Source organism: Pseudomonas sp. P7779, from assembly GCF_013386315.1.
Taxonomy (GTDB): domain Bacteria; phylum Pseudomonadota; class Gammaproteobacteria; order Pseudomonadales; family Pseudomonadaceae; genus Aquipseudomonas.
Map to the genome: position 1 here is coordinate 104,839 of NZ_JACARZ010000018.1, position 23,572 is coordinate 128,410.

Annotated in this window: 20 protein-coding genes and 1 riboswitch; of the genes, 14 read left to right on the plus strand and 6 right to left on the minus strand. The window is 61.7% G+C overall.

Annotation, left to right across the window (positions count from 1 at the left end; all coding sequences use genetic code 11):
* Positions 1-20: 20 nt before the first annotated feature.
* From HX869_RS06515 to HX869_RS06525, 3 genes are all read right to left on the minus strand, one after another.
* Positions 21-833 carry an aldo/keto reductase gene (locus HX869_RS06515; protein WP_003209490.1) on the minus strand — a complete coding sequence of 271 codons (813 nt, stop codon included), beginning with the start codon at positions 831-833 and terminating at the stop codon, positions 21-23.
* Positions 830-2,005 carry an FAD-binding oxidoreductase gene (locus HX869_RS06520; RefSeq protein ID WP_003209491.1) on the minus strand — a complete coding sequence of 392 codons (1,176 nt, stop codon included), beginning with the start codon at positions 2,003-2,005 and terminating at the stop codon, positions 830-832. The genes HX869_RS06515 and HX869_RS06520 overlap by 4 nt, the downstream gene beginning before the upstream one ends.
* Positions 2,006-2,158: 153 nt before the next feature.
* Positions 2,159-2,494, minus strand: a complete 336-nt coding sequence (locus tag HX869_RS06525) for a multidrug efflux SMR transporter (RefSeq protein ID WP_003209492.1) — start codon at positions 2,492-2,494, stop codon at positions 2,159-2,161.
* A gap of 181 nt (positions 2,495-2,675) precedes the next feature.
* Here HX869_RS06525 and HX869_RS06530 point away from each other — a divergent pair, with 181 nt between their 5' ends.
* Positions 2,676-3,566, plus strand: a complete 891-nt coding sequence (locus HX869_RS06530) for a LysR family transcriptional regulator (RefSeq protein WP_008439125.1) — start codon at positions 2,676-2,678, stop codon at positions 3,564-3,566.
* 23 nt (positions 3,567-3,589) lie between these two features.
* Positions 3,590-4,867 (plus strand): lipid IV(A) 3-deoxy-D-manno-octulosonic acid transferase, encoded by a 1,278-nt coding sequence (waaA, locus tag HX869_RS06535; protein ID WP_178902889.1) that lies wholly within the window; start codon positions 3,590-3,592, stop codon positions 4,865-4,867.
* Between the two features lie 122 nt (positions 4,868-4,989).
* Here waaA and HX869_RS06540 read toward each other — a convergent pair whose 3' ends face one another.
* The gene (locus tag HX869_RS06540) at positions 4,990-6,429 is read right to left on the minus strand and encodes a TolC family outer membrane protein (protein WP_102604279.1); all 1,440 of its coding nucleotides are present in this window, start codon (positions 6,427-6,429) and stop codon (positions 4,990-4,992) included.
* Positions 6,430-6,625: 196 nt separating this feature from the next.
* Positions 6,626-6,731: riboswitch (TPP riboswitch) on the plus strand.
* Positions 6,732-6,876: 145 nt separating this feature from the next.
* On the opposite strand from HX869_RS06540, the gene thiC reads away from it, so the two are divergent.
* A complete protein-coding gene (gene thiC, locus HX869_RS06545) occupies positions 6,877-8,781 on the plus strand; it encodes a phosphomethylpyrimidine synthase ThiC (RefSeq protein ID WP_008439122.1) in 1,905 nt (634 codons plus the stop codon).
* Positions 8,782-8,970: 189 nt separating this feature from the next.
* The gene (gene cytX, locus HX869_RS06550) at positions 8,971-10,260 is read left to right on the plus strand and encodes a putative hydroxymethylpyrimidine transporter CytX (RefSeq protein ID WP_177008312.1); all 1,290 of its coding nucleotides are present in this window, start codon (positions 8,971-8,973) and stop codon (positions 10,258-10,260) included.
* Here the strand turns inward: cytX and HX869_RS06555 are convergent.
* Positions 10,229-10,975, minus strand: a complete 747-nt coding sequence (locus HX869_RS06555; RefSeq protein ID WP_087692488.1) for an RsiV family protein — start codon at positions 10,973-10,975, stop codon at positions 10,229-10,231. The genes cytX and HX869_RS06555 overlap by 32 nt on opposite strands.
* A 211-nt stretch (positions 10,976-11,186) precedes the next feature.
* On the opposite strand from HX869_RS06555, the gene HX869_RS06560 reads away from it, so the two are divergent.
* The 9 genes from HX869_RS06560 (at position 11,187) to HX869_RS06600 (ending at position 20,448) form a co-directional block, all read left to right on the plus strand.
* Positions 11,187-11,804 (plus strand): NUDIX domain-containing protein, encoded by a 618-nt coding sequence (locus HX869_RS06560; protein ID WP_003209505.1) that lies wholly within the window; start codon positions 11,187-11,189, stop codon positions 11,802-11,804.
* Entirely contained in the window at positions 11,795-12,244 is a 450-nt protein-coding gene (locus HX869_RS06565; RefSeq protein ID WP_003209507.1) for a DUF1249 domain-containing protein, read from the plus strand. The genes HX869_RS06560 and HX869_RS06565 overlap by 10 nt, the downstream gene beginning before the upstream one ends.
* Positions 12,245-12,343: 99 nt before the next feature.
* Entirely contained in the window at positions 12,344-13,159 is an 816-nt protein-coding gene (gene cpdA / locus HX869_RS06570) for a 3',5'-cyclic-AMP phosphodiesterase (RefSeq protein WP_008439120.1), read from the plus strand.
* A 49-nt stretch (positions 13,160-13,208) separates the two neighbouring features.
* Entirely contained in the window at positions 13,209-13,817 is a 609-nt protein-coding gene (locus HX869_RS06575; protein ID WP_003209516.1) for a YqiA/YcfP family alpha/beta fold hydrolase, read from the plus strand.
* Between the two features lie 44 nt (positions 13,818-13,861).
* A complete protein-coding gene (gene parE / locus HX869_RS06580) occupies positions 13,862-15,766 on the plus strand; it encodes a DNA topoisomerase IV subunit B (protein ID WP_003209518.1) in 1,905 nt (634 codons plus the stop codon).
* Positions 15,766-16,770, plus strand: coding sequence for an esterase-like activity of phytase family protein (locus HX869_RS06585; protein ID WP_178902890.1), 1,005 nt, complete (start codon positions 15,766-15,768; stop codon positions 16,768-16,770). Before parE ends, HX869_RS06585 begins: the two co-directional genes overlap by 1 nt.
* Positions 16,767-17,288 carry a TIGR02281 family clan AA aspartic protease gene (locus HX869_RS06590; RefSeq protein WP_008439113.1) on the plus strand — a complete coding sequence of 174 codons (522 nt, stop codon included), beginning with the start codon at positions 16,767-16,769 and terminating at the stop codon, positions 17,286-17,288. Before HX869_RS06585 ends, HX869_RS06590 begins: the two co-directional genes overlap by 4 nt.
* A gap of 10 nt (positions 17,289-17,298) precedes the next feature.
* Entirely contained in the window at positions 17,299-19,563 is a 2,265-nt protein-coding gene (gene parC, locus HX869_RS06595; protein ID WP_003217539.1) for a DNA topoisomerase IV subunit A, read from the plus strand.
* A gap of 177 nt (positions 19,564-19,740) precedes the next feature.
* A complete protein-coding gene (locus HX869_RS06600; RefSeq protein ID WP_003217538.1) occupies positions 19,741-20,448 on the plus strand; it encodes a membrane integrity-associated transporter subunit PqiC in 708 nt (235 codons plus the stop codon).
* A gap of 187 nt (positions 20,449-20,635) precedes the next feature.
* Here the strand turns inward: HX869_RS06600 and HX869_RS06605 are convergent, their stop codons facing one another.
* On the minus strand, positions 20,636-22,168 hold the full coding sequence (locus HX869_RS06605; protein ID WP_008439111.1) for an AhpA/YtjB family protein: 1,533 nt from the start codon (positions 22,166-22,168) through the stop codon (positions 20,636-20,638).
* A 134-nt stretch (positions 22,169-22,302) separates the two neighbouring features.
* Here HX869_RS06605 and serB point away from each other — a divergent pair, with 134 nt between their 5' ends.
* Complete coding sequence (gene serB / locus HX869_RS06610; RefSeq protein ID WP_003217536.1) at positions 22,303-23,517, plus strand: phosphoserine phosphatase SerB; 1,215 nt, start codon at positions 22,303-22,305, stop codon at positions 23,515-23,517.
* Positions 23,518-23,572: the final 55 nt, after the last annotated feature.

A 23,572-nucleotide genomic window follows, 5' to 3' on the forward strand; every position in this document is an offset into this window, starting at 1 on the left:
GGTCGGCCGCGTCGGCGGCATCAGAGTTGGCGAATGACCTTGGCAGCGGTCGCCACGTTGTGGGCGAGGTGCAGCGGATTAATGGTCCCGACAATAGCACTGGCAACGCCAGTTTGCGCAAACAACAACATGAAACTGGCGTGAATTGGATCCACTCCGGATTCCAGGCAGACATGGCCACTGGCTAGTGCCTTTTTCACCAGGATGCCCTTGCCGTGTGCGGCGGCATAATCAATGACGGCTTTCTCGGCCTGTTCGTTCAAATTGTAGGTGACCATGGCGCAATCACCTTGTTCCAGAGCCTTTACACCGCCCTCGACGGTTTTGCCGGAGAAGCCGAAACCACGGATCTTGCCCTCGCGCTTGAGGTCTTCCAAGGTCTGGTAAACCTCGCAATCATTGAGGATATGCAGGTCGTTGCCGTCGGAGTGCACCAGCACCAGGTCGATAAAATCCGTTTCCAGTCGTTTCAGGCTGCGCTCCACCGAAAGCCGGGTGTGGGCTGCGCTGAAGTCGTGATGGGATACGCCTTCGGCAAATTCTTCGCCCACCTTGCTGACAATTACCCATTCCTGGCGCTGGCCGCGCAACAGCGGGCCCAGGCGTTCTTCGCTGCGGCCATAGGCGGGCGCAGTGTCGATCAGGTTGATGCCCAATTGCCGGGCCTGGCGTAACAGCATCCGCGCCGCATCGTCATCGGGAATCTGGAAGCCACTGGGGTATTTCACCCCTTGGTCGCGGCCTAGCTTGACGGTGCCCAGGCCCAGCGGCGAGACCAGCAGGCCGGTGCTGCCCAGCGGGCGGTGGAGGTCGTGCAGAGTCGGCAGGGTCATGGCAGCAGTTGCTCCCAGGCGGGTTGGGCGATGGCGGGTTTCGGCAGCTCGGGCAGTTTTTCGGTAGTTCCGGGCTTGATGCCGTCACGCTCCAGTGCGTTGATCACTCGATCGGCGAAATCCGGTGCCAATGCCAGCTTGGTCGGCCAGCCCACCAACAGGCGATCCTGTTCGGCGAGGAACGCGTTGTCCGGGCGGGTCAGGCCTGACTGCAATGGTTCGGCGCGGTCGACGCGCAAGGTGGCCCATTGGGTCTGGCTCATGTCGATCCAGGGCAGCAACTGCCCCAGCTCTTTTTGGGCGGTGGCGATCTGTTGCTCCGGGGTACGGGCCACACCTTCGGCTTCGGCGATATCGCCGCCCAGGTACCACACCCAATTGCCGTCGGCGGCGGGATGCGTGGTCACGGTAATGCGCGGTTTGGTGCCGCCCCCCAGGCAGTGGGCGTACAGCGGCTTCAGGCCGGGGCCCTTGGCGATGATCATGTGCAGAGGTCGGCGTTGCATGGCGGGCTGGCTCAGGCCCAGGGCGCCGAGAAGGTCAGCGGTGCCGCCGCCGGCGCTGATGACGATACGCTGGGCGCGGATCTCACGGCCATCGACCTTCAGGCCGACCAGTGTGCCTTGTTCCAGCAAGGGTTCGATCTGTTTGCCCGCGAGCAAACCGTCGCCGGCCAGTTGGGCCAGGCGTTCGATAAGGCTTGGGACGTCGATCACCAGTTCGGCCAGGCGATAGACCTTGCCCTTGAAGCGGCGATCTTGCAGGGCCGGTGGCAGGTCATCGCCCTTCACTTGATCCACGCGGCCACGCACGGCCTTGCTCGCGAAGAAACTGGTGAGGTTGCCGGCGATGGTGCCCGGCGACCACAAATAGTGGGCTTCGGACAGCAGGCGCACACCGGAGAGATCCAGTTCACCGTTGCCCGCCAGGGCTTCGCGCCAGCGGCGGGGCATGTCGGCGATGGCTTCGGAGGCACCGGTCAGGGCGCCGTGCAGTGCGTATTTGGCGCCGCCGTGGATGATCCCCTGGGACTTCACGCTTTGCCCGCCACCGAGGGTGGCGCTTTCCACCAATACCGTGGAAAAGCCCTGGCGGCGCAGGCGCGCATTGAGCCAGAGGCCGGCAACCCCGGCGCCGACAATCAGAACGTCGGTGGAAATAACGGATGGCATGCAGCGACCTCAGTGTTCAAGACAGGCTGCGCAGTATACAGGCTCATGAAGTGAATCTTCGCCCCAACGCTCCCGGATGACAGACGCACCGCAGGAGCTGTCGAGTGGAACGAGGCTGCGAGTTTCGGCCTCAATTGAATCTCACGTGAACGCTCAGTGCCCGGCCGTTTTCGAGAACAACTGAATCACCACCACGCCCAGCACAATCAGGCCCATGCCCAGCATCGCCGGGATATCCAGTTTCTGCCCGTAGATAAACAGCGCGGCGATGCTGACCATCACGATGCCCATCCCGGCCCACACTGCATACGCGACACCCACCGGCACGGTGCGCACCACCAGCGTGAGCATCCAGAAGGCCACGCCGTAGCCGACGATCACCAGCAACAACGGGATTGGCGTGCTGAAACCCTTGATCGCTTTCATGGAAACGGTGGCGATCACTTCCGAGCAGATGGCAATGGCCAGGTAATAGTAGGCGGCGTTCATGGGTAAATCCTCGGTACAGGGGTTCAACCGCAGGAGCGAGCCTGCTCGCGAAAATCGTCAACGATAACGCAGCGTTCTCAGGTTTTTCGCGAGCAAGCTCGCTCCTACAAAGGTTGGCATTTTAGAGACTTGTCAGATGCGGTAAAGTCATTACCTATCCGAATTTAAGATGGGTTGAGCCATGAGCGTGCAGTGGAGTCTTGAGCAAATGCGCCTGTTTGTCAGCGTCGCCGAGCAGCGTTCATTTTCGGCGGTGGCGCGGGACCAGCGTCGGGCGCAATCGGCGGTCAGCAATGGGATTGCCCTGTTGGAGGCGGACCTGGGCGTATCCCTGTTTGATCGCAGCAGCGGCCGCCAGCCCCGTTTGACCGAGGCGGGCACGGCACTGCTCGAGGAGGCGCGGGAAGTCTTGCGCCAGTGCGAGCGCCTGAATGGCCGTGCCTTGTCATTGATGCGCGGTGAAGAGGCGCGCCTGCGCCTGGCCCAGGATGAAGCCATGCTCTATCAGCCGGTGCTCGATAGCCTCGAAGCGCTGGCGGGAAAATTTCCCAGCCTGGAAGTGCAGTTGTCCAGCGCCGCCCAAGGCGATGTCGCGCGCAAGCTGGTGGAGCGCAAGGCGGATCTGGGCCTGCTGTTCTATCACGATCAGATTCCCGAAGCGTTGGAGCGCCGCGTGCTGGGCAGTGTGGAGATGGTGACCGTGTGCGGTATCGGGCATCCCATGGCCAAGGAACAGTTCGTGGATTGCCAGCGCCTGGCGCAGTTTCGCCAATTGCTGATGGCGACCCAGACCAGTGTGTATCCCGGCAGCGAGGCCGCCAGCCCGCAAGTGTGGCGGGCTGACAGTTTCTACGTGCTGGCCGAATGGCTGGCGCGCGGCCTGGGTTGGGCCTGGTTGCCGCGGCATGTGGTGCAGTATCCGGCCTATCAGAACCAGATGGTCGAACTGAACAGCGAATGGACCCCGCCGGCGCTGGTGGTGGAGCTGGTCTGGCGTCGCGACGAGCCCCTCGGCCCGGCCGCGCGTTTCCTCGCCGAACGTTTTGCCGAGTGCTTGCAGGCGATCGACTGAAAAAGCCGATAAACTCCGCCGCCATGAATAGAACTCTCTACAGCTGTCTGTTTTACCTGGCGCTGCCGTTGGTGGCTTTACGTCTGTGGCTGCGGGCCCGCAAAGCGCCTGCTTACGCGAAGCGCGTGGGTGAACGCTTCTCCTGGGGCTTGCCGGTGATGCAACCCGGCGGGATCTGGGTGCATGCGGTGTCGGTGGGCGAAAGCATCGCCGCTGCGCCGATGATTCGCGGGCTGCTGGAACGTTATCCACAGCTGCCGATCACCGTCACCTGCATGACGCCCACCGGTTCCGAGCGCATCCAGGCGTTGTTCGCCAACGAGCCGCGCATCCAGCACTGCTACCTGCCGTACGATTTGCCCTGTGCGGCCAAGCGTTTTCTCGATCGCGTGCAGCCGAAACTGGCGGTGATCATGGAGACCGAACTGTGGCCCAACCATATTCACCAGTGCGCCAAACGCGGGATTCCCGTGGCATTGGCCAACGCGCGGCTGTCGGCTCGCTCGGCCAAGGGCTACGGGCGTTTCGCCAGGCTGACCGCGCCGATGCTGGCGGAAATGAGCCTGTTCGCCGTCCAGACCGAAACCGAGGCCGAGCGTTTTCGCAGCCTGGGTGCACGGCCCGAGACTGTCGAAGTCACCGGCTCGATCAAGTTCGACCTGACCATCGACCCGCAACTGCTGGCGCGCGCCGCCGCGTTGCGTGAACAGTGGCACGCCAGTGAACGCCCGGTGTGGATCGCCGCCAGCACCCACGAAGGCGAAGACGAAGTGGTGCTCGCTGCCCATCGCCAGTTGCTTGCCAGTTATCCCAATGCGTTGCTGATCCTGGTGCCGCGCCATCAGGAGCGCTTCAACCCGATGTTCGAGCTGTGCCAGCAGCAGGGTTTCGCCACGGTGCGTCGCTCCAGCGGCGAGGCGGTGACGGCGCAAACCTCGGTGTTGCTGGGCGACACCATGGGCGAGTTGCTGTTTCTGTATGCCCTGGCCGACAGCGCTTTTGTCGGCGGTAGCCTGGTTGCCACGGGCGGGCATAACCCGCTGGAACCGGCGGCCTTGGCCAAGCCGGTTATCTGCGGGCCCCACGTGTTCAACTTCCTGGAAATCAGCGCAATGATGCGTGACGCCGGTGCGTTGCAGGAAGTGGACGATGCCGAGGGTTTGGCGGTGGCGGTGCAGCGTTTGTTCGAGCTGCCGCGTGACGCGCAGAGAATGGGGCAGGCGGGGCTGGCGGTGATGCGCGCCAATCAGGGGGCGTTGAAGCGTTTGCTGGATGGGTTGGGCAGACTGCTTAACGTCTAACAACATAAATCAAATGTGGGAGCGGGCTTGCTCGCGAATGCGCAGTGTCAGTCAGCGAATAAGTCGACTGATACACCGCCTTCGCGAGCAAGCCCGCTCCCACATTGGGTTATTTGGCAGTCTTAGTAACCCGGGTTAGCCTTCAGCTGCGCCGCGGCGGCCTTGGCCAGGTCCGGCGGCAGGAAGTCCTTGTCCGGGTTGTAGTCGGCCTTCAGGTAACGCGCCAGATCCTGCAAGTCCCCCGGGTTCAACGTGCCCGCCGCCTGCTTCAAGCGCAGGTTGTCGAGGATGTAGTCGTAGCGGCTGTTGTTGTAGTTGCGCACCGAGGTGTACAGCTGGCGCTGGGCGTCCAGCACATCGACGATGTTGCGCGTGCCCACCTGGTAACCGATTTCCGTGGCTTCCACCGCGCTCTGGTTGGAGATGATCGACTGGCGGCGCGCCTGTACCTGCTCCACATCGGTGTTCACCGCGCGGTGCAGGTTGCGGGTGTTTTCCACCACCTGGCGACGCAGGCCTTCGCGCTGCTGCTCGGTCTGCCCCAGGCGGGAATAGGATTCGCGCACTTGCGAGCTGGTCAGGCCGCCGCTGTACAGCGGGATGCTCAACTGCAAGCCTACGGTGCGTTGCGAAACGTCACCGTGATACGGCTGGCCAAAGGCGCTCGGGTTGCTGAAGCCCAGGGCGTCGTTGTCACCTTTTTCATATTGCGCCACGGCATCCAGCGTCGGCGCGTGGCCGGCCTTGCGTTGCTTGAGGGTTTCTTCGGCGGCGGTGACGGCATAGTTGCTGGCCAGCAGGTTCAGGTTCTGGCGGCCGGCGGTTTCGACCCAGGCCTTGGCGTCGTTCGGCGCCGGCGGCAGCACCGGCAGCGTGTGGACGATGCCCTGGATCGAGTTGTACTGGCGGTTGGTCAGGGTGATCAGCGCTTCGAAGGCGTCGTCCACCTGACGCTGGGCCAGGATGCGGTTGGCCCGTGCGGTGTCGTAGCTGGCCTGGGATTGCAGCACGTCGGTCTTGTCCGACAGGCCGACGTCAAAGCGTTCGTTGGACTGGTCCAGCTGGCGCTTGAACGCGGCTTCTTCGGCCTTGGTGGACGCCAGGTTGTCCTGGGCCCGCAGCACGGCGAAGTAGTTTTCGGCGCTTTGCAGGATCAGGTTCTGTTCGGTGGCCGAGAGTTGCAGCGCGGCCTGCTCGTTGACGGCTTCAGCGGCTTGCAGCTGGAACCAGCGATCAGCGCGGAACAGCGGCTGGCTCAAGGTCGCGCGCCAGGAATGGGCGTCGCGGTTGACCGTGGCGGCGGGCTGGTCCAGCTGGGTGCGCACATTGTTGATGTCGGCACCGGCCGACAGGTTCGGCAGCAACCCGGCGCGGGCCTGGGGCACCACTTCTTTCTGCGCGCCGTATTGGGCTCGGGCGGCGGCCAGGTCGGCGTTGTTGTCCACCGCTTCCTGGTAGACGCTGACCAGGTCGGTTTTGGTCGTCAGGGGCGCTTCAGCTGCCCAGACCAGTCCGTTGGTCGCACAAGACACGGCAAGAGCCAGTGAAAGTTTGCGCAGCATGAGGCGATCCCTAGAATAAATATTACAGCGATAATTTGGAGCCCAAGGCTAAGGCGGCCCATTCCTGGCGTCAAGACCTCAGGCAGTCACCGAGTGTAGTGGCGCTATCACGGCACAACAATCCTGTAATTACGCCATTCATCACGATGAATGCACCGCCGTTGGCAATTTGCCTGCTCCATGGTCTAGACTGGCCGCGTTCTTGTCGGGGTGCCTTGTTGGAAGGCTGAGATCGGTAAATACCGGATCCCGTTGAACCTGATCAGGTTAGCGCCTGCGTAGGGAACAAGATTTCTCGTCACCCGGCGAGTCCTCTTGTGCTTCGTCCGGGATGTTGTTCGACAATCGAACAGCCCGTGCGCCAAGCACAGCACTGTCACAGTGCGTCCATCCGTCACAGGTTCACTCCGACAAAAATCCACCGCCTGGATAGTTGGAGAGCCCGTGATGAGCATCGAATTAAAAAGCCAAAAATCAAAAAACACCGTGCACTTGAGTGAATCGGCCAAGGTCGACTCCGGTTCCGTGCAGCCGTTTACCCGCTCGCAAAAAATCTACGTCCAGGGCACCCGTCCGGATATCCGCGTGCCGATGCGCGAAGTCAGTCTCGACGTGACCCCCACCGACTTCGGCGGCGAAATCAATGCGCCCGTAGTGGTCTACGACACCTCAGGCCCCTACACCGACCCGAACGTGATCATCGACGTGCGCAAAGGCCTGGGCGATGTGCGCTCGCCGTGGATCGAATCCCGCGGCGACACTGAGCGCCTGTCGGGCTTGAGCTCGCACTTCGGCCAACAGCGCCTGAGCGATGCCGAGCTGACCGCGCTGCGTTTTGCCCACGTGAAAAACCCGCGCCGTGCCAAGGCCGGGGCCAACGTCACCCAGATGCACTACGCCCGCAAAGGCATCATCACCGCCGAGATGGAATACGTCGCCATCCGCGAAAACATGAAGCTGGAAGAGGCCCGCGCCGCCGGCCTGCTGGACCAGCAGCACGCCGGCCACAGCTTCGGCGCCAGCGTGCCGAAAATCATCACCCCGGAATTTGTCCGCGAAGAAATCGCCCGTGGCCGCGCGATCATCCCGGCCAACATCAACCACACCGAACTGGAACCGATGATCATCGGCCGTAACTTCCTGGTGAAGATCAACGGCAACATCGGCAACAGCGCCCTGGGTTCGTCCATCGAAGAAGAAGTGGCGAAACTGACGTGGGGCATTCGCTGGGGGTCGGACACGGTGATGGACCTGTCCACCGGCAAGCACATCCATGAAACCCGCGAGTGGATCATCCGCAACTCGCCGGTGCCGATCGGTACCGTGCCGATCTACCAGGCCCTGGAAAAAGTCGGCGGCGCCGCTGAAGACCTGACCTGGGAGCTGTTCCGCGACACCCTGATCGAACAGGCCGAGCAGGGCGTCGACTACTTCACCATCCACGCCGGCGTATTGCTGCGCTATGTACCGCTGACCGCCAAGCGCGTCACCGGCATCGTGTCCCGTGGTGGTTCGATCATGGCCAAGTGGTGCCTGGCGCACCACAAAGAGAACTTCACCTACACCCATTTCGACGAAATCTGCGAAATCATGAAGGCCTACGACGTCAGCTTCTCCCTGGGAGACGGCCTGCGCCCGGGCTCGATTGCCGACGCCAACGACGCCGCACAATTCGGCGAGCTGGAAACCCTCGGCGAGTTGACCAAGATTGCCTGGAAGCACGACGTGCAAACCATGATCGAAGGCCCGGGCCACGTGCCGATGCAGTTGATCAAGGAGAACATGGACAAGCAGCTGGAGTGCTGCGACGAGGCGCCGTTCTACACCCTCGGTCCGCTGACCACCGACATCGCCCCGGGTTATGACCACATCACCTCGGGCATCGGGGCGGCGATGATCGGCTGGTTCGGTTGCGCGATGCTCTGCTACGTCACGCCGAAGGAGCATTTGGGCCTGCCGAACAAGGACGATGTGAAGACCGGGATCATCACCTACAAGATCGCGGCCCATGCGGCGGACTTGGCCAAGGGGCATCCGGGGGCGCAGATTCGTGACAACGCGTTGAGCAAGGCGCGCTTTGAATTCCGTTGGGAGGACCAGTTCAACCTGGGCCTGGACCCGGACACGGCGCGTTCTTACCACGATGAAACCTTGCCGAAGGACTCGGCCAAGGTCGCGCATTTCTGCTCGATGTGCGGGCCGAAATTCTGCTCGATGAAGATCACCCAGGAAGTGCGTGAGTACGCGGCCAACCAGCGCATTGAAGCGGTGGATGTGGACGTGGCCAAGGGACTGGCGGAGCAGGCGGAGCGGTTCAAGCAGGAAGGTAGCCAGCTGTACAAAAAGGTCTGAATCAGAACCTGTGGCGAGGGAGCTTGCTCCCGCTGGAGTGCGCAGCGCTCCCGGAATCTGGATCGGTGTCTTGACTGACACTCATCGGTTGCAGGTTTTGGGGCGGCTTCGCCGCCCAGCGGGAGCAAGCTCCCTCGCCACAGGGGACTTTGCTGATTCAAATAATAGTGTCCCTCTGAGATAACACCCTTGAGCATTCAACCCAGCACCTATTCCCCAGACATCGCAGTGCCCTTGGACAAACGCGTCTTCGGCGCCCGCGATCTCTTTTCCCTGTGGTTCTCCCTGGGCATCGGCCTGATGGTCCTGCAAACCGGTGCACTGTTGGCGCCGGGCCTGGGCCTCTCCGGTTCCTTACTGGCAATTTTCCTCGGCACTTTGGTCGGCGTGCTGTTGCTGGCCGCCGTCGGCGTGATCGGCAGCGATACCGGCCTGTCATCCATGGCCGCCCTGAAACTCAGCCTCGGCACCAAGGGCGCAAGCCTGCCGGCGCTGCTGAACCTGCTGCAGCTGATCGGCTGGGGCTCATTCGAAATCATCGTGATGCGCGACGCCGCCAGCCTGTTGGGCGCCCGCGCGTTCAGTGAAGGCAGCCTGCTGACCAGCCCATTGTTCTGGACCCTGGTATTCGGCGCCCTCGCGACCTTGCTTGCCGTCAGCGGTCCGCTGACCTTCGTGCGGCAGATCCTGCGCAAGTGGGGCATCTGGCTGCTGCTGGCCGCCTGCCTGTGGCTGACCTGGAACCTGTTTGCCAAGGCCGACCTGGCCACTCTCTGGGCCCAGGCTGGTGACGGTTCGATGCCGTTTGCCGTTGGCTTCGATATCGCGATTGCCATGCCGCTGTCCTGGCTGCCACTGATTGCCGACTACTCACGTTTCGGCAAACGCGCGAAAAACGTGTTCGGCGGCACGGCACTGGGTTTCTTCATCGGCAACTTCTGGCTGATGAGCCTTGGCGTGGCCTACACCCTGGCGTTTGCGCCGAGCGGTGAAGTGAATGCGTTGCTGCTGGCATTGGCCGGAGCCGGCCTGGGGATTCCGCTGCTGCTGATCCTGTTGGATGAATCAGAAAACGCGTTCGCCGATATTCACTCGGCGGCGGTGTCCAGCGGGATTCTGTTGCGCTTGAAAGTCGAGCACCTGGCATTGGCCATTGGCGTTATCTGCACGCTGATCGCCTGCTTTGCACCGTTGGCGCAGTACCAGAACTTCCTGCTGCTGATCGGCTCGGTGTTCGCGCCGCTGTTCGGCGTGGTGCTGGTGGATCACTTCATCCTGCGCCGTCGTGGCCATGGTGTTGCCGCCAACCTGCGCTGGCCGGCACTGCTGGCGTGGCTTGGAGGGATCAGCACCTATCACCTGTTGGCGAATCTGTACCCGGATGTCGGCGCGACCCTGCCGGCGCTGGTGCTGGCAGGGCTGTTGCACTTTATCCTGGGCCGGGCCTTCAGTGGCGTGCGGGCACCAGCTCAGGCTTGATCACGCCGGTGAGGCGCGCATAGGGGATGGTCATTTCGATCAGCCCCAATGCGTACGGCGCGATGGTGGTCACGTTGTACTTGAGCACCACGCCATTGCTGGTCAGCGCCACATTCGGGGTTTTCTGGAACGGCCAGTTCTTCACGAACTCCGGGTCACGGTCCATCTGCGAGTTGATCAGCCAGTTGTTGTGGGCGACTTTCGCGGTCTTCCAGAATGCATCTTCCTGGCCCGGCAACAGCATGTCGGTCAGGCTCAGCTCTTTGTGCAGCAGGCGTGAATAGTTGATGAAGCCGCGGCCCGGCTCGCCGTGGGCGGTGCCGGTGTCCAGGTAGCTGGACACTTCGATGATCACCAGTCCGTCATGCTGCTCACGTACCTTGGCCTGCAAGTACATGCTGTTGCGGTCAGGGGACTCACGCAAGAACTTGTCGCGGTAGGCGTTCAGGGTGGCGGGCATGGCCTGGCCAGGTGAAGTGCGGGCCATCTGCAGCAGGCGCTGTTCGATGATCTGGTCCAACTGCGGCTCGGACGGGAAGTGCACGGTATCGATGTTTACCAGCGGGCAATCCGGACTGCTGCAGCCGGGTTTGATCTGCTCGGAGGCGTCGGCGGTGGTGTCCAGCGGCTTCAGATAGGCCGGTTGGAACAGGCTCTGGCAAGCACCCAGGGTCAAGGCGATACAGGCCACGGAGGCGATTTTTAAAAGCGACATGTGTGTCCTTCATAAATCGAGGAAAGGTGAAAATGTGGAGCTTCGACTCCCGACAAGGCAGTCAGTTCGCCACTAAGCTGATTAGAGTGAGTTTGACGCCCGCCGTCTATCCCGGCAACCGGAAAGGGGCTGCATCAAGGGGCACGAGCGCGTTAGGATGGCGCGATGTCGAGGCCGCCTCGACACCGCAAGGCAATAAACGAGGGTTGATATGACGGACACAGCGAAATCGACGCCGAGCAAGGTCGAGATTGTTCAGCGCGACAATGCCTACAAGGGCTTCTACAAACTGGATCGGCTGAAACTGCGGCACGAGAAGTTTGATGGCGGCATGAGCCGTGAGCTCAATCGCGAAGTCTTTGTGCGTCATGACGCCGTGTGTGTACTGCCCTACGACCCGCAGCGCGATGAAGTGGTGCTGATCGAGCAGTTTCGCGTCGGCGCCATGGGGCGTACCGACAACCCGTGGCTGATCGAAATGGTCGCCGGCCTGATCGACAAGGATGAGCAACCGGAGGAGGTTGCACACCGCGAAGCCGAGGAGGAAGCTGGCCTTACATTCTCCGCACTCTGGCCGATCACCAAGTACTTTCCGTCGCCGGGTGGCAGCACCGAATTTGTCCACTTGTTCCTGGGCCGTTGCGAAAGCGCCGGGGCCGGTGGCGTCCATGGACTGGAAGAGGAAGCCGAAGATATCCGCGTCACCGTCTGGGCCTTTGAAGACGCCCTGCAGGCGGTACGTGACGGTAAAATTTCCAACGCAGCGAGCATTATTGCCCTGCAATGGCTTGCGCTTAATCGCGCGGAAGTGAGGGGGTTATGGCAGTAAAGGCACGGGAGCGATATCGGGTTGACCTGATCGGGCTGCAAGCAGCCTGCGAGGCCAACTATGCACGGCTGATGCGGCTGCTGCCGGACATGCGCCACACCCCCGAGGCGCGGCGCATTGCCGTGACCCACGGCGACCAGATGCTCGGCGTGCTGACCCTGGAAGTGATCGTGAACTGCCCGTACACCACCACTTTGCGGGTGCGTCAGGAGCACAGCCTGCCGTGGCTGCCGGTGCCGCAGCTGGAAGTGCAGGTGTACCACGACGCACGCATGGCCGAAGTGATCAGCGCCGAACATGCACGACGCTTTCGCAGCATCTATCCTTACCCCAACGTGTTCATGCACCAACCCGATGAGAAAGCACAGCTCAATGTGTTCCTCGGTGAATGGTTGAGTCACTGCCTGGCCCTGGGCCACGAGTTCGAAGTCGTTCGATAGATGTGAACTGCGTCCGCTTCACGGGTTTCCTCTTTGTGTCCTGCCCCAGCATAATCGCCTCAAATGTCCATTCCTGTGATCACGCCCTGGGAGAACGCCTTGCCGAGCGTATCCGCCATGAACCCTGACGCTTCGGCGTTGCTGGTGCAGTTGTCCGACAGTCACCTGTTTGCTGAGGCGGACGGCGGCCTGCTGGGCATGAATACCCGCGAGAGCCTGCAACGGGTGATCGACACGGTGTTGGTGCAGCAGCCGCAGATTGATCTGGTGCTGGCCACCGGGGATTTGTCCCAGGACGGTACGCTGGAGTCGTATCAGGCGTTTCGTGACATGACGCGGCAGATTCAGGCGCCGGCGCGCTGGATCCCGGGGAATCACGATGAGCCGCAGGTGATGCTGCAAGCGGCGATCAACAGTGCGTTGCTGGAACCGGTGGTGGATGTGGGTAACTGGCGGATTACCCTGCTGGACTCGGCGGTGCCGGGCTCGGTGCCGGGGTATTTGCAGGACCAGCAACTGCAACTGTTGGCGCAATCGTTGAGTGAGGCGCCGACTCGGCATCATCTGGTGTGTTTTCACCATCATCCGGTGTCGATTGGGTGCGCTTGGATGGAGCCCATCGGTTTGCGCAATCCTGAGGCGTTGTTTGCGGTGCTGGATCGGTTTCCGCAGGTGCGGGCGGTGCTTTGGGGGCATGTGCATCAGGAAATTGACCGGGAGCGCAATGGGGTGCGTTTGTTGGCTTCGCCTTCTACCTGTATTCAGTTCGCTCCCGGGAGTGAGGATTTCAGCGTGAGTGAGCAGGCACCCGGGTATCGCTGGCTGCGGTTGCATGCCGACGGGCGGTTGGAAACCGGTGTGGAGCGGGTGCAGGGCTTCGCGTTTCAGGTGGATTACGGTAGCAACGGCTACTGAGATTTCCCTGTAAACTGCGCCTCTTTGGCAGACCCACAGAGGACCCGGAATGTCCGCATCGATCTTGTATATCCACGGTTTCAACAGCGCACCAGCCTCCAACAAGGCCAGCCAGTTGATCACCGTGATGGACAGCCTCGGTCTGGCCGACCAACTGCGCGTGCCGGCCCTGCATCACCACCCCCGCCAGGCGATCCCCCAGTTGGAGGCGGCTATCCGTGACCTCGGAAGGCCACTGCTGGTAGGCAGCTCACTCGGCGGCTACTATGCAACCCATCTTGCCGAACGCCATGGCCTCAACGCCTTGCTGGTCAACCCGGCAGTCAGCCCTCATCGGATGTTCGACGGTTACCTGGGCACCCAGAAGAACCTCTACACCGATGAGACCTGGGAGCTGACCCACGACCACGTCGCGGCCCTGGCCGAGCTGGAAGTGCCGGCGCCCCAGGACGCCCAGCGTTATCAGGTGTGGTTGCAGACCGGCGATGAAACACTGGATTATCGCCTCGCCCAGCAGTATTACCGGGCCTGTGCCTTGCGCATCCAGGCCGGTGGCGATCACGGTTACCAGGGCTTCGCCCAACAGTTGCCGGCGCTGTTGAGTTTTGCCGGCATAGGCTCCGATCAGTACCAATCCTTCGATTTCACCGCATTGTGAAACCGCAGGTTACTTTTTAATCGAACGACTCACGACGAGACCCCATGGCCACTCCCAGCGCTAGCTCTTATAACGCCGACGCCATCGAAGTCCTCTCGGGCCTCGACCCGGTGCGCAAACGCCCCGGCATGTACACCGACACCAGTCGGCCGAACCACCTTGCCCAGGAAGTCATCGACAACAGCGTCGACGAAGCCTTGGCCGGGCACGCCAAGTCGGTACAAGTCATCCTTCACGCCGACCATTCCCTGGAAGTGTCCGACGACGGTCGTGGCATGCCGGTGGACATTCACCCGGAAGAGGGTGTGTCGGGCGTCGAGCTGATCCTCACCAAGCTGCACGCCGGCGGCAAGTTCTCCAACAAGAACTACCAGTTCTCCGGTGGCTTGCACGGCGTGGGTATTTCCGTGGTCAACGCCTTGTCGAACCACGTACGGGTCAAGGTCAAGCGGGACGGCAACGAGTATCAGATGACTTTCGCCGATGGCTACAAGGCCACCGACCTGGAAGTGATCGGCACCGTTGGCAAGCGCAACACCGGCACCAGCGTGTACTTCGCGCCGGACCCGAAATACTTCGATTCACCCAAATTCTCCATCAGCCGCCTCAAGCATGTGCTCAAGGCCAAGGCTGTTCTGTGCCCGGGCCTGCTGGTCAGCTTTGAAGACAAAGGCACCGGCGAAAAGGTCGAGTGGCATTACGAAGACGGCCTGCGTTCCTACCTGGAAGACTCTGTCAGCGAATTCGAGCGCCTGCCGAACGAGCCGTTCTGCGGCAGCCTGGCGGGTAATAAAGAAGCCGTGGACTGGGCCTTGTTGTGGCTGCCGGAAGGTGGCGACAGCGTCCAGGAAAGCTACGTCAACCTGATCCCGACGGCCCAGGGCGGTACCCACGTCAACGGTTTGCGCCAGGGCTTGCTGGATGCCATGCGCGAATTCTGCGAATACCGCAGCCTGCTGCCGCGCGGCGTGAAGCTGGCGCCGGAAGACGTCTGGGAGCGGATCGCGTTCGTCCTGTCGATGAAAATGCAGGAGCCGCAATTCTCCGGCCAGACCAAGGAGCGCCTGTCGTCCCGTGAGGCAGCGGCGTTCGTCTCCGGGGTGGTCAAGGATGCCTTCAGCCTGTGGCTCAACGAACACCCTGAATTGGGCCTGGCCCTGGCGGAGTTGGCGATCAACAACGCCGGCCGTCGCCTGAAGGCCAGCAAGAAAGTCGAACGCAAGCGCATTACCCAGGGGCCGGCACTGCCTGGCAAGCTGGCGGACTGCGCCGGGCAAGACCCGATGCGCTCCGAGCTGTTCCTGGTGGAAGGTGATTCTGCCGGCGGTTCCGCCAAGCAAGCGCGGGACAAGGAATTCCAGGCGATCCTGCCCCTGCGCGGCAAGATCCTAAACACCTGGGAAGTCGATGGCAGCGAAGTACTGGCCAGCCAGGAAGTGCACAACATTGCCGTGGCCATCGGTGTCGACCCAGGCGCGGCGGACATGAGTCAGCTGCGCTACGGCAAGATCTGCATCCTCGCCGACGCCGACTCCGACGGCTTGCACATTGCGACCTTGCTCTGTGCATTGTTCGTCCAGCACTTCCGCCCATTGGTGGATGCCGGTCACGTCTATGTCGCCATGCCGCCGCTGTACCGCATCGACCTGGGCAAAGAGATTTTCTACGCCCTGGACGAAGCCGAGCGCGATGGCATTCTCGACCGCCTGGTGGCCGAGAAGAAACGCGGCAAGCCGCAGGTCACCCGATTCAAGGGCCTGGGTGAGATGAACCCGCCGCAGCTGCGGGAAACCACCATGGACCCGAACACTCGGCGCCTGGTGCAGTTGACCCTGGAAGATTTCGCCGCCACCTCGGAAATGATGGACATGTTGCTGGCGAAGAAACGCGCGCCGGATCGCAAGAACTGGCTGGAGTCCAAGGGCAACCTGGCCGAGGTTCTGGGCTGATGCGCAGCAGTTTCGCCCTGGCGATTCTGTTGTTGAGCGGGTTGGCGACCGCCTCGGTGGTCGCGGCGCCCGTGGCTGAGCTGAAGCTGTTGTCGGAACACCCGGTGGAAGGCATGCGCGGCGGTAACCTGTCGGGCCTGGCCTTATGCGGTAGCGAATTGTGGACAGTCTCCGATCGCGATGACGACCAGATCTACCGGCTCGATACCGCCGGTGACGTCTGGAAAGCAGAGACATACGAGATTGATGTGCCGCCGGTGCCGGCGTCGGGTTTGCCCTTTGGCCTGCGCTCACGCACCAGGGCGGCTTCGTTGATTCGCGGTGGTGATCTGGATTTTGAAGGCATCAGCTGCGATGCGGCGGGTAACCGTTACATTGTCAGCGAAGCCCACGCGGCGGTTCTCAGGGTGCCTTTCTCCTCAGAACACGGTGAAACGGAGTGGCTGAAGATCGCCCCGGGCATGGTTCGCGAAGCTCGGGCCAGTGGCATGTTGCTGCACTTCAACGCGCTGTTTGAAGGCATCGTGGTGAACCCGGAAGGCAATCAAATCTGGCTCGCAGCAGAGCGTGAGCGGCGCGGGTTGATCTCCATCAAGCGCCCGCAAACCCTCTGGGATTGTGACGGCCCTTGTGTATTGCTGAGCGAGGCCGGCCAGGAGATGCAGCCGGCGCAGTTTCCGGGCGCCAAGGCGGTGTCCAAGGACTTTGCCGACCTGGCGCTGTTCAATGGCAAGCTGTTTACCCTGGAGCGCAATGCGTTTCAGGTGTGTCGCCGGGATGCGGTCACGGCCCAGGTGGAGTTGTGCTGGTCGTTTGCCGATGAAGCGCTGACGCCGAATCGGCGTTATGCCCAGGCCTATGGATTGGCCGAAGCCTTGGTGGTGGACGCTGACGGTGCCTGGATCGGCATCGACAACAACTTCGGTGCCCGCGCCGATGGCGAAAAGCGGCCGGTGGTCTATCGTTTCGCCGCCCCTGCGGGTGGCTGGAGCGCCAAGCCATGAGTGCGCAACCACCCGGCAAGCGCGCCGGGCGTGTGTTGATGTTCGTCGCGTGGGGCGCCGGCCTGTTTTTGGCGACACGATTTTTTGGGCAGTGGGAAGCGCGACAGGAAAACCCCAATGCCGTGGTGACCTCGGAGCAGCACGAGGGTTATATCGAAGTAAAACTGCTGGGCAACGGCCAAGGGCATTTTGTCGCCACTGGCCAGATCAACGGCAAGCCGGTGCAGTTCATGCTCGACACCGGGGCCACCGACGTGGCGGTTCCGGCTGAATTGGCCGACCGTCTCGGGCTTGAACGCGGCATGCCGGTTGGCGTGAGTACGGCCAACGGGCGAACCCAGGGCTTTCGGACCGAGTTGGGCCGTCTGCAACTGGGCGATATCGTCCTTCGGGACGTGCGCGCCATCGTGGTACCGGGTTTGGGCGATGAACAGGTATTGCTGGGCATGAGTGCATTGAAACAACTTGAATTTACCCAGCGCAGCGGCACTTTGCTGCTGCGCCAGACCAAACAATGATGAGGCCCGCATGAGTGACATCCTTGCAGACAGCTTAGATGGCGTTGAACGCCGGTCGCTGGCTGACTTCACCGAAAATGCCTACCTCAACTACTCCATGTACGTGATCATGGACCGTGCCTTGCCGCATATCGGCGACGGCCTGAAGCCCGTACAGCGGCGCATTATCTATGCGATGAGTGAGTTGGGCCTGGACGCTGACTCCAAGCACAAGAAGTCGGCGCGTACCGTCGGTGACGTGCTCGGTAAATTCCACCCTCACGGCGACTCGGCGTGCTACGAAGCCATGGTGCTGATGGCCCAGCCGTTCAGCTACCGCTACACGCTGGTGGACGGCCAGGGTAACTGGGGTGCGCCGGATGATCCGAAGTCCTTCGCCGCCATGCGTTACACCGAAGCGCGTCTGTCGCGGTATTCGGAAGTGCTGCTCAGCGAACTGGGCCAGGGCACGGCCAACTGGGGCCCGAACTTTGACGGCACCCTCGACGAGCCGCTGGTGTTGCCGGCACGTTTGCCCAATATCCTGCTCAATGGCACCACGGGTATCGCCGTGGGCATGGCCACTGACGTACCGCCCCACAACCTGCGGGAAGTGGCCAGCGCCTGCGTGCGCCTGCTGGATGAGCCGAAGGCTACGGTCGAACAGCTCTGCGAGCATATCCAGGGCCCGGATTACCCGACCGAAGCAGAAATCATCACGCCTCGCGCCGACCTGCTGAAAATCTACCAGACCGGTAAAGGCTCGGTGCGCATGCGCGCCGTGTACCACATCGAAGACGGCGACATCATCGTCACGGCGCTGCCGCACCAAGTGTCCGGCGCCAAGGTGCTGGAGCAGATTGCCGCGCTGATGCAGGCCAAGCCGTCGAAGCTGCCGCAAGTCGCCGACCTGCGTGACGAGTCCGACCACGAAAACCCGTGCCGCATCGTGATCATCCCGACCAACAGCCGGGTCGACCATGAAGTGCTGATGCAGCATCTGTTCGCCAGCACCGAGCTGGAGTCCAGCTATCGGGTCAACATCAACATCATTGGCCTGGATGGCAAGCCGCAGTTGAAGAACCTGCGGGCTTTGCTGGTGGAATGGCTGGAATTCCGGGTGCAGACCGTGCGTCGCCGCCTGCAATTCCGCCTGGACAAGGTCGAACGCCGCCTGCACCTGTTGGACGGCTTGCTGATCGCTTACCTCAACCTGGATGAAGTGATCCATATCATCCGTACCGCCGAGCACCCGAAGGCCGAGCTGATCGCGCGCTTCGAACTCAGCGAAATCCAGGCCGACTACATCCTCGACACCCGTCTGCGTCAGTTGGCGCGACTGGAAGAGATGAAGCTGCGGGACGAACAGGACGCGCTGCTCAAGGAACAAGCCAAGCTCCAGGCCCTGCTGGGCAGCGAGGCCAAGCTGAAGAAGCTGGTGCGCACCGAGCTGATCAAGGACGCCGAAACCTATGGCGACGACCGCCGCTCGCCGATTGTCGAGCGCGCCGAAGCCAAGGCCCTGACCGAAACCGAGCTGCTGCCCAACGAGAAAATTACCGTCGTTCTGTCGGAAAAGGGTTGGGTTCGCTCAGCCAAAGGGCATGATATTGACGCCACCGGCCTGTCTTACAAGGCTGGCGACGGTTTCAAAACCGCGGCGGCGGGGCGTTCCAACCAGTTTGCGGTGTTTATCGACTCCACCGGTCGCAGTTACTCGGTGCCGGCGCACACCTTGCCATCGGCGCGGGGGCAGGGCGAGCCATTGACCGGACGCCTGACACCGCCGCCGGGTGCGAATTTTGAGTGCGTGCTGCTGCCGGACGATGACTCGTTGTACGTCATCGCTTCCGATGCGGGCTATGGGTTCGTGGTCAAAGGTGAAGACCTGCAGGCCAAGAACAAGGCGGGCAAGGCGTTGTTGAGCCTGCCGAACAACGCCAAGGTGATCCTGCCGCGTCCGGTGGAAGACCGTGAAGGCAACTGGCTGGCGTCGGTGACGACCGAAGGGCGCCTGCTGGTGTTCAAGATCAGCGATTTGCCGCAGTTGGGCAAAGGCAAGGGCAACAAGATCATTGGTATTCCCGGGGAGCGGGTGGCCAGTCGCGAAGAGTACGTGACCGACATCGCCGTGATCCCGGAAGGCTCGACCCTGGTGTTGCAGGCCGGCAAGCGCACGTTGTCACTGCGCCCTGACGACCTCGAGCACTACAAGGGTGAGCGGGGTCGTCGTGGCAATAAACTGCCGCGCGGCTTCCAGCGAGTGGACGCTTTACTGGTGGAAACGCCCGTTTAAGGCGATATAGAGCGCCCGATCTACGATTTAACCCGTAGATCGACGCTTTCGCGCTGGAGTCATGGCGCATATTCACGGATGATATGGCCTTTCCAGCGCCGGCGTGGCTGAGCGCGTACAGGTTATTTTTGAGTATTACATTGTGGTTCGCCTTGTGGCAGCCACCTGGATGGGATGATGACTGCTCCGCGCCTTCCTTTATTTTTGTTGCTCGCTGGCCTTTTGGGCCTGGCGGGTTGCAGCACACACCAACCGGTGTCGCTGTATCAGCTGGACAGTGGAAGTCCGGCTCAGCCTGCACAAAGTGCCGGCATGGCTGTATTGCTTGGCCCTGTTGTAGTGGCCGACTATCTGCAACGTGAAACCCTGCTGCAACGTCAGAACGACGGCAGCCTGCAAGGTTCCACCGATGGCCGCTGGGCCGGTAGCCTTTCGTCCGACATCAATCAGTTGATGTTGCGCCAGGTGGCTGGCCACCTGGACAGCCAGCGTGTGGTATTGGCGCCGGCGCCGTTGGGTTTTGCCCCGGACGTACAGGTGCTGCTGACCATTACGCGACTGGACTCGGGCGTTTCGCAGCCCGCTATCCTCGACGCGCAATGGCGCCTGATTGACCGTCGTGGCCAGGTGCGGGATAACCGCATCGTGCACTTGCAGGAAGAGCACAGCGGCAGCACCGCGTCCCAGGTCCAGGCCCAGGGTGTGTTGCTGCAACGTTTGGCTGACCAGCTGTCGGTGGCCCTCAAACCATTGGCCAATCAGCCAGCGGTGGCAGAAGCGCCACGCAAACAAGCCCCGGCGCAGCCCAAGGCTGCGGCACCGGAGAAGCCGAAGATGCCGATGGCCGTGCCGATTCGCACCGATATGGAAGTGTTCAGGTTCTGACCTGAATACAGACCAACAAAAAGGCCCGCTGATGAGCGGGCCTTTTGTTTGTGCGGGATTTGAGCGGTACGCAGATCTAATGTGGGAGCGGGCTTGCTCGCGAAGGCGGCGGATCAGTCGATACATAGGCTGACTGACAGGCCGCTTTCGCGAGCAAGCCCGCTCCCACATTGATTTGCGTTGTTCTTTAGTTCTTCGCCCGCGTCTCATGCATCCGCGCCAGCTGGCGCTCAAGCATCGACGGGTAAGGCTCCATCAACCGCTCCACACAGCACGCACCTTCAGGGCTGGCAATCGGGCGGATCCGCGCACGCTGGCGAATCAGCACGTCGTCACTGATCTTGCGTTCCACCAGCAGCAGGTTGCGGCTGTGTTGCGACAAGGCCAGCGCATCCTGGGCAATCTCGGTCAGGAGCAGATCGATCTGGCTCATGCCATACAGATCGTCGCCCACCGTCAGGCCCAATTGCAGTTGCAGGGTGATGCCGCTGTCGGCCACTTCGATTTGCAGCGCATGGCCCAGGGCCCGCAGCAGTTCACCGCAGCAGATGGCGTTGGTCAGGTAGTCTTCGCCGCTGTCTTCGCTGTGGAACAGCATCAAGGTGCTGCCGTCGTTCAGGGTGTGCAGTTCGCTCTGATACAGCGAGGCCGCCTGGTCGAGGCAGTCACGATAACGTTCCAGCAGCTCGGTCAGGCGTGCCCGCGGCAAGCGACGCAGTTGATCCTGTGCGCCCAGTTGCACGGCCAATACGGCGCTGTGCTGGGGCTGGGTGCTGCGCACCGGAGCAGGCTGCACAGCAGGAGCGGTTGGCACTGAAGTATCGCGAAGATCGGCGAACGGGTCTTCTTCGTCCAGTTCGTCTTCTTCTGCCTTGATCACATGACGGGTCGCCGGCTTTTGGGCCGCTACCGGCGCAGACTCGTCGAAGCTCGGGTCCCGCAGGTTGCGCACTTCAAACTCGGGCTCGTCGTCTTCGTAGTCGGTGTCGTCGAACTCGGGCTCGGGTTCAACCTCGGGCACTACGGGCTCCGGCGCGAAGCTGGTGTGCAGTTGGCGGGCGAGGTCGCCGATTTCGTCCTGGCGGTCGGTGGCCGGGGTGTGTTCATCGATATCCCGCAGCCAGATGCGCAGTTGCATCAGTGGCGTGGAGATATGCCGGCCCAGGCGCAGGCTCAAGGCCAGGGACAGTGCCAGCAGGATCGCACTCAAGATACCCATGCTTTGCAGGCTGATGGTCATCGGCTGCTGGAACTGTTGCATGTCCAGGCTGATGCGCAGTTGGCCGGCCTTCACGTCCTGAAACGTGATATTGCTCTGGTACAGGCCTTCGGCTTCACCCAGCAGGCCGTTTTTCGGGCGTTGCCCGGCTTCGGCCATGATCCGGTTGTCCACGCTATAGATAGCGGCGTGGGCCACTAGCGGGTTCTTGGTCAGGTTGTTGAGCAGCACGTTGAGGCTGAGGATGTCGTTGGACACCAACAACTCAGTCGCCGAGGTGGCGGTCTGGGTGGTCAGGCTCTCGCCCAAAGCGTCGGCTTGCTCGTGCATGGCCTGCTTGAACTGCAAACCCATCACGCAGGCGTAGATGACCAGGGCCAGGGCGACCAGGATCACGTTATGGCTGGCGATGCGTAATGCGATCGGTACACGGCGGTGGCGCAGTGCCCGGAAGATCAGCAGGAAGAAGTTATCGGTTTTTACTGGCGTGGGCCGGTTCACTTAAGCTCGGCTCTTTAGTCCGTGAAGTTGACGCGCAGTATAGCGACAGGCCCAAGACCGGCAAAGCGCTGGCTGTGCCCGATGGTCACTGAAAGTGGGTAGAATGCGGTTTTTTTCCAGCTCGGGGGTGCGCTTTGCGCGAAATTGTCCTGATTAACATCACAGGTGAGGACCGTCCGGGTCTCACCGCAGCCATTACCGGTGTTCTGGCCCAGGGTGGTGTGAACATTCTCGACATCGGCCAGGCAGTGATTCACGACACGCTGTCGTTCGGCATCCTGGTGGAAATTCCCAGCACCGAGCAAGCCTCGTCCGTGCTCAAGGACATCCTGTTTACGGCGTATAAGCTCGATCAGCAGGTGCGTTTCACCCCGGTGTCCGAAGAGGATTACCAGAGCTGGGTGGCCGGCCAGGGCAAAAAACGCCACATCGTGACCCTGTTGACCCGCAAGGTGACGGCCGAGCAATTGCAGCGTGTCAGTTCGATCACGGCTCAGTACGGTTTGAATATCGACCACATTGACCGTCTGTCGGGTCGTATGCCGTTGGACACGCCGGCGGACAAGGGCAAGGGCTGCATTGAGTTCTCCGTACGCGGTGAGCCGGCAGATCCTCAGGCCCTGCGTGCCGAATTCCTGAGCGTTGCCCAGGAGCTGAATGTCGATATCGCCTTCCAGGAAGACTCGCTGTTCCGCCGCAATCGCCGCCTGGCGGTGTTCGACATGGATTCGACGCTGATCGAAGCCGAAGTCATCGACGAATTGGCCAAGGCTGCCGGTGTAGGCGAGCAGGTTTCGGAAATTACCGAGCGTGCCATGGCTGGTGAGCTGGATTTCCGAGCCAGCTTCAAGGAGCGCCTGGCGCTGCTCAAGGGCCTGGATGTGAGCGTACTGGACTCCATCGGCGCCTCGCTGCGCCTGACCGAAGGCGCCGAAACCCTGTTCGCCGAACTCAAGCGCCTGGGCTACAAGACCGCGATCCTGTCGGGCGGTTTCACTTACTTCGCCAAGCAATTGCAGGCCAAGCTGGGTATCGACTATGTGTTCGCCAACGAGCTGGAAGTGGTGGACGGCAAGGTGACGGGTGTGGCCGTGGAGCCGATTGTCGACGCACAGCGTAAGGCTGACCTGTTGCGGGAATTGGCACACAAGGAAGGGTTGCGTCTGGAGCAGACCATTGCGGTCGGCGACGGGGCAAATGACTTGCCGATGCTGGCGATTGCCGGGTTGGGTGTGGCGTTCCGGGCCAAGCCGCTGGTCAAGCAATCGGCCAAGCAGGCGATTTCGACTTTAGGGCTGGATGGCGTGTTGTACCTGTTGGGGTTCCGCGATCGCGACGGTCAGCTCTGAAGATCGTTCCCACGCTCTGCGTGGGAACGCCGCCCTGGACGCTCCGCGTCCGATT

Excerpts from the sequence above, each read along its gene's own strand:
- HX869_RS06600 (WP_003217538.1), top strand. The coding sequence starts at position 19,741 with ATGACTGCTCCGCGCCTTCCTTTATTTTTGTTGCTCGCTGGCCTTTTG.
- HX869_RS06575 (WP_003209516.1), top strand. The coding sequence starts at position 13,209 with ATGTCCGCATCGATCTTGTATATCCACGGTTTCAACAGCGCACCAGCC.
- waaA (WP_178902889.1), top strand. The coding sequence starts at position 3,590 with ATGAATAGAACTCTCTACAGCTGTCTGTTTTACCTGGCGCTGCCGTTG.
- thiC (WP_008439122.1), top strand. The coding sequence starts at position 6,877 with ATGAGCATCGAATTAAAAAGCCAAAAATCAAAAAACACCGTGCACTTG.
- HX869_RS06525 (WP_003209492.1), bottom strand. The coding sequence starts at position 2,494 with ATGAACGCCGCCTACTATTACCTGGCCATTGCCATCTGCTCGGAAGTG.
- HX869_RS06515 (WP_003209490.1), bottom strand. The coding sequence starts at position 833 with ATGACCCTGCCGACTCTGCACGACCTCCACCGCCCGCTGGGCAGCACC.
- HX869_RS06565 (WP_003209507.1), top strand. The coding sequence starts at position 11,795 with ATGGCAGTAAAGGCACGGGAGCGATATCGGGTTGACCTGATCGGGCTG.
- HX869_RS06560 (WP_003209505.1), top strand. The coding sequence starts at position 11,187 with ATGACGGACACAGCGAAATCGACGCCGAGCAAGGTCGAGATTGTTCAG.
- HX869_RS06520 (WP_003209491.1), bottom strand. The coding sequence starts at position 2,005 with ATGCCATCCGTTATTTCCACCGACGTTCTGATTGTCGGCGCCGGGGTT.
- parE (WP_003209518.1), top strand. The coding sequence starts at position 13,862 with ATGGCCACTCCCAGCGCTAGCTCTTATAACGCCGACGCCATCGAAGTC.
- HX869_RS06530 (WP_008439125.1), top strand. The coding sequence starts at position 2,676 with ATGAGCGTGCAGTGGAGTCTTGAGCAAATGCGCCTGTTTGTCAGCGTC.
- HX869_RS06585 (WP_178902890.1), top strand. The coding sequence starts at position 15,766 with ATGCGCAGCAGTTTCGCCCTGGCGATTCTGTTGTTGAGCGGGTTGGCG.
- HX869_RS06540 (WP_102604279.1), bottom strand. The coding sequence starts at position 6,429 with ATGCTGCGCAAACTTTCACTGGCTCTTGCCGTGTCTTGTGCGACCAAC.
- parC (WP_003217539.1), top strand. The coding sequence starts at position 17,299 with ATGAGTGACATCCTTGCAGACAGCTTAGATGGCGTTGAACGCCGGTCG.
- HX869_RS06555 (WP_087692488.1), bottom strand. The coding sequence starts at position 10,975 with ATGTCGCTTTTAAAAATCGCCTCCGTGGCCTGTATCGCCTTGACCCTG.
- HX869_RS06590 (WP_008439113.1), top strand. The coding sequence starts at position 16,767 with ATGAGTGCGCAACCACCCGGCAAGCGCGCCGGGCGTGTGTTGATGTTC.